The 14,076-nt window shown below is 42.2% G+C and carries 12 protein-coding genes; 3 read left to right on the plus strand and 9 right to left on the minus strand.

What is annotated here, in order from left to right; genetic code table 11:
* Window positions 1–37 precede the first annotated feature (37 nt).
* The 5 genes from holA to RDV49_RS09015 all read right to left on the minus strand — a co-directional run bounded on the left by holA (window position 38) and on the right by RDV49_RS09015 (window position 5,482).
* Window positions 38–1,072, minus strand: a complete 1,035-nt coding sequence (gene holA / locus RDV49_RS08995) for a DNA polymerase III subunit delta (protein WP_003006333.1) — start codon at window positions 1,070–1,072, stop codon at window positions 38–40.
* A 23-nt stretch (window positions 1,073–1,095) separates the two neighbouring features.
* Window positions 1,096–1,698: a DUF805 domain-containing protein gene (locus RDV49_RS09000; RefSeq protein ID WP_003006331.1), complete on the minus strand. Its 603-nt coding sequence runs from the start codon at window positions 1,696–1,698 to the stop codon at window positions 1,096–1,098.
* A gap of 75 nt (window positions 1,699–1,773) precedes the next feature.
* Complete coding sequence (locus RDV49_RS09005) at window positions 1,774–4,020, minus strand: DNA internalization-related competence protein ComEC/Rec2 (protein ID WP_003006329.1); 2,247 nt, start codon at window positions 4,018–4,020, stop codon at window positions 1,774–1,776.
* Window positions 4,001–4,669: a helix-hairpin-helix domain-containing protein gene (locus RDV49_RS09010; protein ID WP_003006327.1), complete on the minus strand. Its 669-nt coding sequence runs from the start codon at window positions 4,667–4,669 to the stop codon at window positions 4,001–4,003. The genes RDV49_RS09005 and RDV49_RS09010 overlap by 20 nt, the downstream gene beginning before the upstream one ends.
* A 66-nt stretch (window positions 4,670–4,735) precedes the next feature.
* Window positions 4,736–5,482 carry a lysophospholipid acyltransferase family protein gene (locus tag RDV49_RS09015; RefSeq protein ID WP_003006324.1) on the minus strand — a complete coding sequence of 249 codons (747 nt, stop codon included), beginning with the start codon at window positions 5,480–5,482 and terminating at the stop codon, window positions 4,736–4,738.
* Window positions 5,483–5,657: 175 nt separating this feature from the next.
* Between RDV49_RS09015 and RDV49_RS09020 the strand changes: the two genes are divergently transcribed.
* The 3 genes from RDV49_RS09020 (at window position 5,658) to RDV49_RS09030 (ending at window position 9,077) form a co-directional block, all read left to right on the plus strand.
* On the plus strand, window positions 5,658–7,997 hold the full coding sequence (locus RDV49_RS09020; RefSeq protein ID WP_003006320.1) for a cation-translocating P-type ATPase: 2,340 nt from the start codon (window positions 5,658–5,660) through the stop codon (window positions 7,995–7,997).
* Between the two features lie 80 nt (window positions 7,998–8,077).
* Complete coding sequence (locus RDV49_RS09025) at window positions 8,078–8,824, plus strand: tRNA1(Val) (adenine(37)-N6)-methyltransferase (RefSeq protein ID WP_003006317.1); 747 nt, start codon at window positions 8,078–8,080, stop codon at window positions 8,822–8,824.
* Window positions 8,814–9,077 carry a GIY-YIG nuclease family protein gene (locus RDV49_RS09030; RefSeq protein WP_003006314.1) on the plus strand — a complete coding sequence of 88 codons (264 nt, stop codon included), beginning with the start codon at window positions 8,814–8,816 and terminating at the stop codon, window positions 9,075–9,077. The genes RDV49_RS09025 and RDV49_RS09030 overlap by 11 nt, the downstream gene beginning before the upstream one ends.
* Window positions 9,078–9,093: 16 nt before the next feature.
* Here RDV49_RS09030 and RDV49_RS09035 read toward each other — a convergent pair whose 3' ends face one another.
* From RDV49_RS09035 to RDV49_RS09050, 4 genes are all read right to left on the minus strand, one after another.
* Window positions 9,094–9,987 (minus strand): aldose 1-epimerase family protein, encoded by an 894-nt coding sequence (locus tag RDV49_RS09035; RefSeq protein WP_003006311.1) that lies wholly within the window; start codon window positions 9,985–9,987, stop codon window positions 9,094–9,096.
* 353 nt (window positions 9,988–10,340) lie between these two features.
* A complete protein-coding gene (cshA, locus tag RDV49_RS09040) occupies window positions 10,341–11,912 on the minus strand; it encodes a degradosome RNA helicase CshA (protein ID WP_003006308.1) in 1,572 nt (523 codons plus the stop codon).
* A gap of 788 nt (window positions 11,913–12,700) precedes the next feature.
* The gene (locus RDV49_RS09045) at window positions 12,701–13,609 is read right to left on the minus strand and encodes a magnesium transporter CorA family protein (protein ID WP_003006305.1); all 909 of its coding nucleotides are present in this window, start codon (window positions 13,607–13,609) and stop codon (window positions 12,701–12,703) included.
* Window positions 13,610–13,650: 41 nt separating this feature from the next.
* A complete protein-coding gene (locus RDV49_RS09050) occupies window positions 13,651–14,031 on the minus strand; it encodes a PH domain-containing protein (RefSeq protein WP_004219989.1) in 381 nt (126 codons plus the stop codon).
* Between the last annotated feature and the right edge of the window lie 45 nt (window positions 14,032–14,076).

Raw genomic sequence — 14,076 nt, forward strand, 5'->3', positions numbered from 1 at the left:
AATTATTCAACTAATCTGCTTGCGATTTCATTCGTATTTAGACGCTATTCGCTACTTTCAACAGGGCCAAATCAAATAAGTAGTCTTTTTCATATGTTCCACTTTTAATCGCAAAATCCGTCTCGATGAAAGTCATCATAGCCTGCTTCAAAAAGGATAGGGAAAGCCTGCGGCTATCCCGTAAGGCAAACTTCACCTGGTAAGGATTGACCTTGCGTCCTGACAAGTCCGACAAGCTCGCTACAATTTGGCTTTCGGATTGGCCTTCTTCTGAGAAAATTTTAACTTGAGAAAACATTCGGAATTGCCCCAACAGAATAGCGATCAATTTTATCTCATCTTCTCCTTGTAAGCGGAGATCCTTAACCAAATTCCGGGCTTGATCGATTTGGCGTTTGAGAATCATCTGTGTCAGATCAAAAATATTATCTTGCAAGGACTTTGGAACAACCTCCTCGATATCTTGGAGGGTAATCTGACCATCTTCTTTGTAAGCCTGCAATAGAGCGAGATTCTTCTGTAACTCTCCAAAATCATAGCCAGATTTTAAGAGCAGCTGGTCCAAGGAATCGCCCACAAAGTGTAAGCCCAATTCTTGCGCCTGACCAGAAAAATAACGCTTTAAATCTTGCTCTTTAGGAGTGGTCGCTTCAATGATCTGGGCATCCCGTTTTAGGAGTTTGACCAAGCGGCGCTTACTATCTAATTTTCCTTCTGCAAATATCACCAAACGGGTCGATTCAGAAGGATTTTCCAGATAGTTTTCAAATTGCTTCAGATCTTCATCTGTTAAATTGCGTTTTTTGGCAGTGGTTAGATCCAATAAGTGGTCCAAAATCACGATTTTTTCATCTGCAAAAAAAGGAAGACTGACCAAATCCAGCTCGACCTCAGCATAGGAGGCTTCCTTCATATCAAAATAAGAATAATTCAAATCTGAGGGATCATAGCCTATTTTTTTTAAAATGTCTTTTTTTAACCATTCAAATTGACCTACATCCTCACCCGTCAAGACAAGAATAGGAGGCAGAGTTTGAACCGTCAGATGTCTAGTGTCGGTAATTGCTTGCATGAAACTCTCTTATCTCTATCAGTCTAGTGGATTTCGTGTTCAGCAGCCATTCTTTGTTCCAATGGTGGTTTTTCATCAGATAAATCAGGTGCTGCTACAAAATTTGGAATTTGCTCAAACGAGTTGCCTCCAAAGCTCCCCCCTGTCGCTGTGACCTGTGGTTCAGAAGCCACTCCCATAGGAGTTTCTACTGGTTGTGGGAAGGTGTTTTTCCCTGGAAGCATCATGAGAATCAAGAGAGAAATAACTGTAATCCCCCAAAGAAATAGGAAAATATCTAGCCCCGTCAACAAATAGAGCAGAACCGGACCAAGATTCAAAAAGATCCAAGACCAATGGATTCCCGCATCCCGCAAGCGACGTACACAAATGGCTTGACTGGGTACTAAAATGAGGAAGTAAAAGAATGCTAAGAAAGCGAGCGCCCATAAACCTGTCTTAGAATGAACAGTTGAAAAATTGAGCGTTTCTTGAGCATTTTGATGGGATAAAGAGGTCACGATGTAAAAAACCCAAAGAGGCAAAGAAATCAGGGAATTCCAGAAAAAAGCTAGCCAAAAATGGGCCCGACTGGTCTTACTTGAAAAATCTGCATACTGTATCCAAAATTGCTTAAATGCGTTCATACGATTCTACCTTTACATTGATTTCACTTTCTATAATAGCAATTTTCAGCATAGAAAGCAAACCTCTCCTCGTCTCTAGCGGACCGTTTCTACCCTCCAATGGTCCCACCCAATCAAGCGAATTGCTCCCCTTTCATCGGTACGAAGATAAGAAATAGAGCGTTCCTCTAGACGATCGAGCAATTCTTTATGGGGATGTTGGTAGCGATTTTTCTTTCCAACAGAGATCAAGGCCAACTGAGGATGTAACTGATCTAAAAACACATCACTAGAGGAACCTTTAGAACCGTGGTGGCCTACTTTCAAGACATCTACTTGTAATTGTGGATCGTTTTTCAATAGTTTCTTCTCTCCGGCTTCTTCCAGATCACCTGTGAACAAAAATCGTTTCTGATAGAACTGCCCGTAGAGGACAATCGAATCATCATTTTTACCATCCCCCACTTCATCAGGTGATAAGACTTCTAGATGATGATCAAAAATAGGAAGTTGATCTCCTCTCTGGACTACTTTAATCGGACTATGAAGCTGTTTCAATTTCTCTCTAAATTGAGAATTAGTTAGACTACCTGGACTGACATACACTTTTTTAACTGGGATTTGTTTGGCAACCTCCACCATATCGCCCATATGGTCCTGGTCTGTATGAGTCAAGACCAAAGCATCGAGTTTTCCAACACCTCGACTCTTGAGATAGGGAATCAAGGTTTGATCCGCATTGGCAGATTGACTGCGCTCTTGCCACTTTTCTCCACTTTTAAAAGTGACACGTCCTCCGACATCAATCAATATGGTTCTTCCTTTCCAATCGCGTAAAAAGATACTGTCTCCTTGACCGATATCCACCATGGTGATCTCATTTTCTAAAGGATGCTTGGTCCAACAAAAGATGAGTAGAATCATACCTATTAACAGGAAACGACGTTTTTTTTGCTTTCGAAGATCATACAAGATCCCTAAGAGAAGGAAGAGAGCGATCAGAGCTGGTCCCGTCGGCTGACCAAATACCAAAGGTAGCGACGTGAGCTTTGAAATCCAACGAATACACTCCTCTATGAGAAGAAAGAAACTGTTAAAAATTGTAAGGGGCTTTAGAATCGATAAGATAAATAGCACCGTTAAACCTGGAAGAAGGACAAGGTCAAATAAGAAAGAAAAGAGGAAGGTTAAAGGGAGTGACCAGGGTTGAAAGACGCTAAAGTAATAGGTCAAAAGGGGCAAAATTCCCAGGCTAATCCAGAAACTTTCCACTAGTAGCTTTTTAAGTCCTGAATAAGAACTGGTATCTACCAAGGTCAAAATAAAGGCGTAGGCACAACTCAAGACCCCTCCAGCTGTCAGAAGAAACTTGGGCATGAGCACCATTAAGATCATCAAGGTCATCGCCATATTCTCCATCCCTCGGATCCCCTTTTGAGAGAGGATCTTCTGCAAGAGACTACGAACCACTGAAACTGAAAAACCTGTCAAGCCAGCATAGACCAAAGAAATTGGAAGCATCCAGATATCGACTGTCTCTTGCAAGATTCCTAGACGTAAGAGAGCTTTCCGGATCCCATTGATGAAAAAGCCGACCTGCATCCCAGATAAGGCGAACAAATGGATGATGCCCAAACTCGTGTAAAGCTGATCCATCTCTTCAAAATCCGTATCTAAATAACCAAAAAGAAGGCCGGTCATATACTGGTTCATCGGCTGTGGAAAGTGCTCCTTGCTCCAAACAATGGCTTGGCGCCTCCATTGAGATAGCCAGTCAAAAACATTCCACGTTTGGATGGGAACCGCAGATTGGATCGCTTCAATTTTTATTTGATAGTGAATTCCCTGTGTTTCCAAATAAGACCGGTAGTCAAATCCTCTAAAATTTCGCTGCCCTTCTGGTTCTTCTATGACACCTTTATATGTCAACTCCAGCAAGTGGGTTTGACTTTGCCACTGCTGTTTTTCTTTTTCTGATTTTAAAGTATAGAAGGCTTGGTAGGTCCTTCCCTGATTTTTAGCACGAAAAGACAGCTTGTCCCCATTGATCTTGATGGTATCTGGAATCAGGCGTAAGTGGGATGGGGGCTGACTTTCTGCTTGTACTGGATGATCCTGTAGTCGCTGAAAGACAAAGAAGGCCGCAAAACAAAGGGTTGCTAAAGCAAGCCCTAGCAAACTTGAGCGATCCCCTTTATAGTGATGAAGCGCTAAAACTCCCACTACTACTAGACCGCTGATCGAAAGCCAAGATGGTTGATAGATACTAAAATACAGCCATAGGAGCAAAAAGGCGAGATGGACAAGCGAAAAAGGAAGGTCTTTAATCCACCGTGAAAGCATCTCTTAGTTTCTCCAGTGTTTTCTCTCCGATTCCTGAAACATTCTTCAGATCATCCACTGATCGAAAAGGACCATTTGCCTCGCGATAGGCGATAATGTCCTGGGCCCGTTTCTGGCCAATGCCTGATACTGTCTGGAGCTCTGATTCGGTCGCTCGATTCAAATGGACCTTGCCTGTTTTTTCTGCTGATGCTGACGAAGTTGCGGAACTTTCTGAACTTCCAAGTGCTGGAACATCCTCTCCTTCTTTAGCAACATAGATCACTGCTTCATCGGAGAGTTTTTGCGCTAAGTTGACCGATTGGCTATTGGCATCTGCTGTCATCCCGCCTGCCTTATGAATGGCATCGTGGACTCTGCTATTGAAGCGCAACTCATAGACACCTGGTTGTTTGACGGCTCCTTTGACATCGACCGTAATGATCTCGGGTGCATCAGACACAGAAGTCGCCGTCTTTTCTTCTTTGGAACTAGTGGTCTGCACCTTTTCTTTGCTCGAAGTTGAACTAGAAGCCTGATAAAGATCCGGTATAGTGGATGCACTTGACTGAGGTCGATGAAAAAGAAAATACCCTCCAAGTAAGAGTCCAATAGCAGTAAGAGCAAAAAAGAGTTTATATTCTTTGATTTTTTCGATGATATCCTCCATAAGAAACCTCCTCTCACTTTTATTATTCGTAAAAATAAAAAAAACTGAGAAAAACTCTCAGTTTTTTTACTTGTTTTTCCGATGTTTGTCTGGATCCCATACAAAGCTTGCTAGGTAACTAAAGAGCAAGGTCAAGATGCCCACGACTAAGACAAGGGGAATCAAAAGGATTTTTAACAACCGAATCAAGATAAAAGGTTTTGTTGGGGTGTTGATCGCTTGTGCTTCCGCATCCAAGCGGTCAAACTCCTCTTGGATACGGCGAGCAACTTCTGCCACTCCTTCGTCATTCATCTTTTTAATATCCGAAATATCAATGGGATGTCCAAAGTTCATATCAATGCGTTCACCCGTTGCCAACCCTTTCAAGTCTCTTGGACCAGTATAAGTCACTGGCATGATACGGACCTTAGCCATTTTGGCAATGATGGCAACACCGCCTTTGACGTCTTGAGAATGACGGCTTCCACTTGGGAACATAATCAAAGAACGGTTGCTCTTTTTCAGCATATTGACAGGATACTTAATGGCTTCTGCTCCTGGATTTTCACGGTCGATCGGAAAAGCCCCACACATGCGAATCCACCAGCCAAAAATACGATTGGTGAAGAGCTCTTTTTTCGCCATAAAAATAAACTGCTTTGGCTTGGTCGCAAAGGCCATATAGACCGGATCCCACCAAGTCCGGTGAGGCGATACCAAGATGTAGTTCTCTTCCCGATCTGGAATATTGTCCTTATGATGGTAATGGGCATTCCCATTTAAAACCCACAGAATAAAGGCAACAAGGCCACGTAAATAGGTATAAAACATAGTTGTTCCTCAAATCCATTTCATTCGTCTCTCTACAAGATGTTCCATCCTGTAAAAGGTTCTTTCTTATTATACCGTATCCTGATTTTGACCGCAAACCTTTTTTAGATAAAAATTGTCTCAGCGGACCGATTCTAGATAGTCTTTTTCTCAAAAAAATGATATCATATTGTCTATGGAAACTATTGATTTAAAGGGCTTGTCCCTCAGTGAAGTCCGCAAGAAAATGGATCGCGGACAAACCAATGATTTTAAAACGAATACAAGTACCAGTACCTGGCAAATTATCAAGCGCAACGTCTTCACCTTGTTTAATACCTTAAACTTTGTGATTGCTCTGGCCTTGGCTGCTGTACAGGCTTGGAGCAATATGATCTTTTTCGCAGTCATCTGCTTCAATGCCATTACAGGGATCATGACCGAGATGCGCGCCAAGCGGATGATTGATAAGCTCAACCTCATGAGTCGTGAGCTAGTGACTGTCATTCGTGACGGGGAAAAAGATGCGATTCCACCAGAAAAGCTTGTTCTAGGTGATTTAATGCTTTTATCTTCGGGTGAGCAGATCCCTAGTGATGCCGAAGTCATGTCCGGTATCGCAGAAGCTAATGAGGCTATGCTGACTGGTGAGAGTGACCTGGTCTTAAAAGAAGTTGGTGATGAACTGCTTTCTGGAAGTTTTATCGCAAGTGGTCAAGTCTATGCCCGGGTCAAGCGAGTTGGGGCAAACAACTATGCCAACAAACTGATGATGGAAGCCAAAACCTTGAAGCCTATCAATTCGCGTATTCTCTATAATTTAGCGAAAATCTCTAGCTTTACTGGGAAAATTATCATCCCATTTGGCCTTGCCCTCTTCTTTGAAGCATTGTTGATCAAGATGCTACCGATCAAGGATTCTGTCGTGAATTCTTCCACAGCTCTCCTGGGAATGTTGCCAAAAGGAATTGCCCTACTGACGGTTACGTCTCTTTTGACGGCGGTTATTAAGCTCGGCATGCGCAAGGTCCTTGTTCAAGAAATGTATTCCGTCGAAACCCTGGCGCGTGTGGATACCTTGTGTCTAGATAAGACCGGGACCATCACTCAAGGGAAGATGACAGTCGAAGCTCTCCATAGCTTATCCGAACATTTTTCTGAGGAAACGATCCAGGTCATCCTCTCTGCTTACATGCAAAATAGTGAGGACACCAATCCTACTGCTCAAGCTATTCGCAAGGCTTATGGGGAGTTGGAGCATGCTTATACTGCAGAAAACATTATTCCTTTCTCAAGTGATCGGAAATGGGGAGCCATGCACCTCTCCAATCTTGGCACCGTCTTTCTCGGTGCTCCTGAAATGCTCCTTCAAGAAAATCCAACTGCTGTCGTCGAAGCACAAGGCCGTGGATCGCGCGTTCTCGTCTTAGCCCACAGTTCAGAACAGATCAGCATGCAGGAATTGAAACTGCCTGAAAATCTTGAAGGGATTGCCGTTATTGAGATTACGGACCCCATTCGTGAAGGGGCTTCAGATACTCTTGAGTATTTGCGCTCTGAAGGCGTGGATCTTAAGATCATCTCCGGTGATAACCCTGTGACGGTCTCTTATATCGCTCAACAAGCGGGCTTCAGAAATTATGAGAACTACATCGATTGTTCCAAAATTTCTGATGATCAATTAGTGGATCAAGCAGAGGAAACAGCCATCTTTGGACGCGTATCCCCTCACCAAAAGAAACTGCTCATTCAAACCTTGAAAGCAGCTGGTCGGACGACAGCTATGACTGGAGACGGGGTCAATGATATCCTCGCTCTTCGTGAAGCTGACTGCTCCATCGTAATGGCTGAAGGAGATCCTGCAACCCGTCAAATTGCAAATATTGTTCTTTTGAACTCTGACTTTAATGATGTTCCAGAAATTCTATTCGAAGGTCGTCGTGTGGTCAATAACATTGGGCGAATCGCTCCGATTTTCTTCATCAAAACGATCTATTCCTTCCTCTTGGCTATTATCTGTATCGCCAGTGCCCTTTTCTTCAACGTCAATTATTTGCTGATTTTTCCATTCATCCCTATTCAAATCACCTTAATTGACCAATTCGTCGAAGGATTCCCACCATTTGTGTTGACCTTTGAACGCAATATCAAACCGGTTGAAAAACACTTCTTAAGACGTTCCCTTCTGTTAGCCTTACCAAGCGCCTTGATGGTCGTCTTTAGCGTCTTGTTCATTCGCCTTTGGGGAGCAAGCCATGGTTGGTCTGCAGCCGATATGTCTACTGTATCCTATTACTTACTTGGATCCATCGGTTTCCTATCTGTCATCCGTGCTTGCCTGCCACTAAATATCTGGCGAGCCCTCCTCATCCTCTTCTCTGTTGTAGGATTCTACGCGTCTGCGGTCGTATTGAAAAACTTGATCGAGATTTCACTCCTTACAGCCACTACTTTCCCAGTTTATCTGGCATTGATGGCCATCTTTACAGGAGTCTTTATCCTCACAACGATTCTACAAAAATATGAATTTGATTAAAAAAAGTTGAGAGAAAAACTCTCAACTTTTTATGTTCTAACGATCTTTCCCCGAGCCTCTTTTCATGCTATAATAGAGCCATGACAGATATCGAATTAAAAGACGGCGAGCGCGTCAACCAACTCTTTTCAAGTGATGTAAAAATCATACAAAATCGGGAAGTTTTTAGTTACTCCGTGGATAGCGTCCTGCTCTCGCGTTTTCCAAAATTGCCCAAGCGAGGATTGATCGTGGATCTCTGCGCTGGAAATGGAGCTGTGGGACTATTTGCAAGTACCCGAACAGAGGCTCAGATCCTTGGTGTAGAAATTCAGGAACGTTTAGCAGATATGGCTACCCGCTCGATTGCCCTCAATGGCTTGAACCAGCAAATGTCCATGATCACCGATGACCTCAAGCACTTGCCTCGACATATCAAGGGGAGTAAGGTGGATATTATCCTTTGCAATCCTCCTTATTTCAAGGTTGATGAGCATTCCAATCTCAATGAGAGTGAACACTACCTCTTAGCCCGGCATGAAATTACCACGAATTTAGATGAGATTTGCCATGTGGCCCAGCGGGTTCTCAAATCAAATGGTCGCTTAGCGATGGTCCATCGTCCAGATCGCTTTTTAGATATCATCGAAACCATGAAGCGTTACAATCTTGCACCTAAGCGGATCCAGTTTGTCTATCCAAAAGTGACCAAAGAGGCGAATATGTTATTGATTGAGGCGATCAAGGATGGCTCACTGGATGGTTTAAAAATTCTGCCTCCTCTCTTTATTCACAATGAAGATGGCAGCTATACAGACGAGATTCATGAGATCTACTATGGGAACTAAGGCTTACATGTATGTTTTAGAGTGTGCGGATGGCTCCCTCTACACTGGCTACACCACGGATATCGAAAAACGCTTAAAGACTCACAATGCTGGAAAAGGCGCCAAATACACACGGGCTCGCCTCCCCGTTAAACTTCTTTACAAAGAATCCTATCCAGATAAACCCTCTGCTATGTCTGCCGAGGCTCTCTTTAAAAAGAAATCACGCCAAGCTAAGCTAAACTATATCAAAAAAAACCGTCGGACTCCATAGTCCAACGGTTTTTCATTTACAAAATGGTGATACGGTACTGATGACTCCGTGTCTCTTGAGGGTCCAACTGGATCACACCTTTTTTGTCTTCGAAGAAATCGCCCTCTTCTGCAGATGTGGAAATACCTGTCCAAGGCTCTAAGGCAATGAAGGGCCCCTTGTTATTAGTAGACCAAAGGACCAGATTTTCAAAATCTGCAAAATCAAATTCCAAACCTTTACCTGATTTTTTCGAGATAAGCTTCACAGATTTAGAGGCTAACTGATCTAAAATAATGGCATCTTTTTCAAATAGTTCATGTCGCAAAGGTAGGCTACGCTTATGATCGAAAAATGGCGTCCGCTGCAGGCGATCGACCAATCCAGTTTCTGTGAACAAGAGAGGGACGCTACAGCTTTCTTCTTTTTCAAAAATCAACTCGTAGTCTTCATAGTCTTCATCTGCTAAAAGGGGACAATGAAAGGCTGGATGCCCTCCAATGAAATAAGGCATGACTTGATCAGACTCTAGATTTTGTACACGATAGGTGATGGTGATTTCTTTCCCTTGTAATTCATAAACGATTTCAACTCGAAAATGGTAGGGATAATTTTGCAGGCTCTCTTCGTTAGAGGTGATTTCAAAGACAAGACGATGGTCTGTTTGTTCTTTGAGTTCAAACTCTCTCTTCCTAATGAGACCGTGTCTTGGCAGCTGACCGGTCTTCACTCCATCTTTTAGATGATACTGTACTTGGCCATTACGAACGCTTCCGCAAATTGGAAACAAAACAGGCGCTTGTCCTGACCAATACTCTGGATCCCCTTGCCAGAGATATTCTATGCCTTCTTTATTACGAATGGAGCTCAATTCCCCTCCAAATGTCTTACATTGTACTTCTAGATCATCGTTTTTTAATGCAATCACCATGGACGCCACCTCTTTATAATTGATATAGTTATTATATTCATTATAACCTTTTAGCTAAGATTGTCAATTTTTATCTTTTTCGTTAAAAATTTTTAAAAATATAAGAAAAAAAACTTGACAAAGCTTAGAAATAATTGTAAACTTAATATGTTAACAGAAACATTCCGTTTTAGGAATCCGTTCTTTCTGTTTTCTGACTTTTTTAGGATGCTCCTTATCATGATACATTTTTTCTAAAAGAGTCAGTTATCATTTAGGTCTCCTTATAAATATACAAGGGTTAACAGCTAGTTAACCCTTGTATTTTTGATTTTCATTAAAAAGACGGCCTATTGCTAGACCGTCTTTAGGACTTATTTATCCCCTTTGTTGCGGATGACAAAGCCATTTTTCTTTTCATTAGAAGTACGATGAGGACGTTTGTTGCCTTTACCTTCAAAGTCTCGGCTATTTTTATTCGACTTGCGTTTGAAATCACGGCGTCCACCTTCACGGTCATCTCTGCGATTTCGGTCACGGCGTTGGTCTCCACGACGGCCATTTCCACGGCCCCCTTTGCCTTTCCCACCAAAGCCACCACCAGATGGTTTAAATGGCAATGGTTTTTCACGCGCAATTTCAACTTCTGGAAGACTGTCTGGATCTTGAACGGTCAAGCTCAAGATATACATAGCCAGCTCTTCAGGAGTGAATTCTGCAGCCAATTTGCGAGCATCCTTACCAAACTTCTCAAAGTTCGTTCGGATTTTTTCATCCTCAAAGTCTCGCTCAATTTTCTTCAGCGCTATTTGTTTTTTCGCTTGGAAGGCTTCTGCTGCTGTTGCAGGTTTCATTCCCTTCATCCGCTTTTTAGTCAAGTTCTCAATGATTTGCAAATAGCCCATTTCATTTGGCGAAACAAAGGTAATGGATTGCCCTGTTTTCCCAGCACGACCTGTCCGTCCGATCCGGTGAACATAGCTTTCTGGATCTTGTGGAATATCGTAGTTGTAGACATGGGTCACACCTGAAATATCCAACCCACGTGCCGCAACGTCCGTTGCCACCAAGACGTCCAAGTTCCCATTTTTAAAGTCACGAAGTACACGAAGACGTTTGTTTTGATCCAAATCTCCGTGAATCCCTTCTGCTCGGAAACCACGGATCTTCAAGCCACGCGTCAATTCATCGACCCGGCGTTTCGTCCGACCAAAGACAATGGCAAGCTCCGGTTGCTCGACATCCATCAATCGAGTCATGGTATCAAACTTTTCGCCTTCTTTGACACGAATATAGTATTGATCGACCAAGTCCGTGGTCAATTCTTTAGCCGCAATCTTAACGTGTTCTGGCTCTTTCATAAACTGAACACCGATACGCTTGATCGCTTCTGGCATCGTTGCTGAAAAGAGCAAGGTTTGACGTGTTTCTGGAACACGGCTAATGATTGCTTCGATATCTTCCAAAAAGCCCATGTTGAGCATTTCATCTGCTTCATCCAAGATCAAGGTTTCAATATGATCGAGTTTCAAGGCCTTGCGCTTGATCAAATCTAGCAAGCGTCCAGGGGTTCCCACAACGATATGAGCACCTGACTTCAAGGCTTTGATTTGCTTTTCAATGCTTGATCCACCATAGACAGAGCGGACTTTGACACCCTTGCTGCGTCCAAAACGGAAGAGTTCTTCCTGACTTTGAACCGCCAACTCACGCGTCGGAGCAATAACAAGGGCTTGGATTACTGTGTTATCGACATCAATCTTCTCCAAAGTTGGAAGACCGAAAGCGGCTGTTTTACCAGTCCCTGTTTGCGCTTGACCGATGACATCTTTTCCTTCAAGAGCCAACGGAATGGTTTGTTCCTGGATCGGGCTCGCTTCTACAAAGCCAGCTTTTTCGATTTCTGCTAATAATTCAGCAGATAAGTTAAATTCATTGAATTTCAATTCTTTCTTCTTTCTAAAAAGTGGTGCGAAGCCACTTTATCACACTTCTTTTCAATGCGAAAACGCACTGATTGCATAGGAAGTCTCCTTCCCGGTTACCTGTCGCAAGACTCATCTAAAGGAAAACCCAATCGTTTTTTTATGGAATTCCCTTCTGCGAAAAATGTTTTCGCACTAGCGGATTTGGTTGATTAAAGTCGTTTTCCAAACGAAAAGACACCAAGATCCTCCTTGTGGGAGATTGACCAACATTCCTTTTCTAATTGTTCCATCTCACCAGCATTTCTCTCATACAAGTTTGCAACTTATCTAGTATAACACAATGGACGACCAAATGATAGTCAAAGGAGAATAATTTTATTTTTTAGGAAAAATTTTTAAAAACTTGAAAATAGTCAAGAGGGCAGTTTCCCCTAGATTTAGCTGACTTTCTTCTGACACCGTTCAAGAATCCCTTTAAATAGGAGTATAAAAACTTCGGAAAAACTTTTTTTGGTAGTTCTTGCGTTTTTACAAATAAATATGTATAATACAGTTAGTATCTAAAATATTTCTGTATAAAGAAATAGGATCATTTTATCTGATTCAACGATTTATTCTAAGTTCTGATTTATTTAGAACCACTCAGTACTATTAAATCTACTCCTACTATTTCCAAGAAGATTTTGTACAGTCAATGAACTATTCACACTGCCCCTTCTTTGGAGAGGAGGGCAGGTGTCTAGATGGTTCCTATTTCTCAGATTATTCTAGATACGAAGAGGCTCGGATTTCTCCAAGCCTCTTTTTTATCTTTGTTTCACAATCCACCGCATAACCTTTCCCAAAATGAGCCATAATATAAAGCTACATACGGATACATAAATCCAAGCATTGGGATCCTTTGTCATCGGAAGAGGGATATTCATTCCAAAGAAACCGGTGATAACGGCTAAAACCGCCAACAAGGCTTCAAAGATGGTTAGGGTTGTCAAGTTGTCATTCAAGTTGTTGTTTAGGATATTGTTGTAAGATCCTGACAACTGTTGCAAGACATTGGAAATCAACTCAGTCATCGAAGCCAACTGACGCGCTTCGATCATGGCATCATCAAACTGCTCTTTTTCAACATCATTCATCCTGCGATAAATGGCATGCGCTTTAATATGTTCTAGCAACATCCGATTCTGCTTGGCTGCTGCGACCAGATACACCATACCGGTCTCAAGGTCAGACAGGGCATAAAGATTCTTGGTCGTCGTTGTCTTTCGAAGCAAACGATTGAGTTCATCCTTGTGCTTATCTAAGCGATCAATAATCGGATAATAAGCATTACTGATCATTTCAAGACCTGCAAAAAGCAACTTATAGATCGACAACTCCCCATGGCTTTCCAAATAGCGAACCATTTGTTCAATGATATAGGCATTGTCCTGGTTACTGATGGTCACGAGTCGCGTATCTTGAACGATAAAGGTCATAGGGATGGTTTCGTAGTATTCCTTGTCCTTTTCTAAATCCAATACATTGTAGATAAATGTGATCGTACCGTTTTCTCGATTATAATCCATATGGGCACGTTCGTTCTTATCCATCGCGTACTCAATGGTTTCTTTGTCAATCTCGTATTTTTTATAAAGATATGAGTTTTCAGCAATCATATCCGAGTCGATATTGATCCATTTCCGATCTTGACCCAATTGTTTTTCGATAAACATTCCGTCTCCTTTCTCAACTGTTCTCTATCAAAATGATATTTTTATTTAAAAACTGCACTGGCTAATGCTTGCTGGATTTCAATGACGCTGCTGTCACTCTTGAATTGTAAAACTTCTGAAGGCTCGACTGCAGAAGAGACCCAGATTTTTAATTCGGCATCCAAATCAAAATGACCGGAAGTTTCGACTGAAAATCGAGAGATCGAGCGATAAGGAAGGGATTTGTAGGACGTTTTCTTTCCTGTTACTCCTTGCTTATCCACCAAGATCAAACGAAACTCTGTAAAGACGATTAAATCACGAATCAAGCTAAAAGCAAGTGTGACTTGCTCTCCCGGCACCAAGATATCTTCCAGATCTCTTTCTACTTTATCAACATTTTTTTGAGAGGCATTGCCCATCAAACCACTTAATAATCCCATCATTTCTCCTTTATAAGCGAAAACGGATAGATTTTCGTTTTCTTA

The sequence above is a fragment of the Streptococcus parasanguinis genome (assembly GCF_031582885.1).
In the GTDB taxonomy this organism is placed as follows: Bacteria; Bacillota; Bacilli; order Lactobacillales; family Streptococcaceae; genus Streptococcus; species Streptococcus parasanguinis_M.

What these genes read in the sequence shown, in the direction of transcription:
- RDV49_RS09000 (WP_003006331.1), bottom strand. Translation starts at nt 1,698, where the DNA reads ATGAACGCATTTAAGCAATTTTGGATACAGTATGCAGATTTTTCAAGT.
- RDV49_RS09025 (WP_003006317.1), top strand. Translation starts at nt 8,078, where the DNA reads ATGACAGATATCGAATTAAAAGACGGCGAGCGCGTCAACCAACTCTTT.
- RDV49_RS09045 (WP_003006305.1), bottom strand. Translation starts at nt 13,609, where the DNA reads ATGTTTATCGAAAAACAATTGGGTCAAGATCGGAAATGGATCAATATC.
- RDV49_RS09015 (WP_003006324.1), bottom strand. Translation starts at nt 5,482, where the DNA reads ATGTTTTATACCTATTTACGTGGCCTTGTTGCCTTTATTCTGTGGGTT.
- RDV49_RS09020 (WP_003006320.1), top strand. Translation starts at nt 5,658, where the DNA reads ATGGAAACTATTGATTTAAAGGGCTTGTCCCTCAGTGAAGTCCGCAAG.
- RDV49_RS09005 (WP_003006329.1), bottom strand. Translation starts at nt 4,020, where the DNA reads ATGCTTTCACGGTGGATTAAAGACCTTCCTTTTTCGCTTGTCCATCTC.
- RDV49_RS09010 (WP_003006327.1), bottom strand. Translation starts at nt 4,669, where the DNA reads ATGGAGGATATCATCGAAAAAATCAAAGAATATAAACTCTTTTTTGCT.
- RDV49_RS09030 (WP_003006314.1), top strand. Translation starts at nt 8,814, where the DNA reads ATGGGAACTAAGGCTTACATGTATGTTTTAGAGTGTGCGGATGGCTCC.
- RDV49_RS09050 (WP_004219989.1), bottom strand. Translation starts at nt 14,031, where the DNA reads ATGGGATTATTAAGTGGTTTGATGGGCAATGCCTCTCAAAAAAATGTT.
- holA (WP_003006333.1), bottom strand. Translation starts at nt 1,072, where the DNA reads ATGCAAGCAATTACCGACACTAGACATCTGACGGTTCAAACTCTGCCT.
- RDV49_RS09035 (WP_003006311.1), bottom strand. Translation starts at nt 9,987, where the DNA reads ATGGTGATTGCATTAAAAAACGATGATCTAGAAGTACAATGTAAGACA.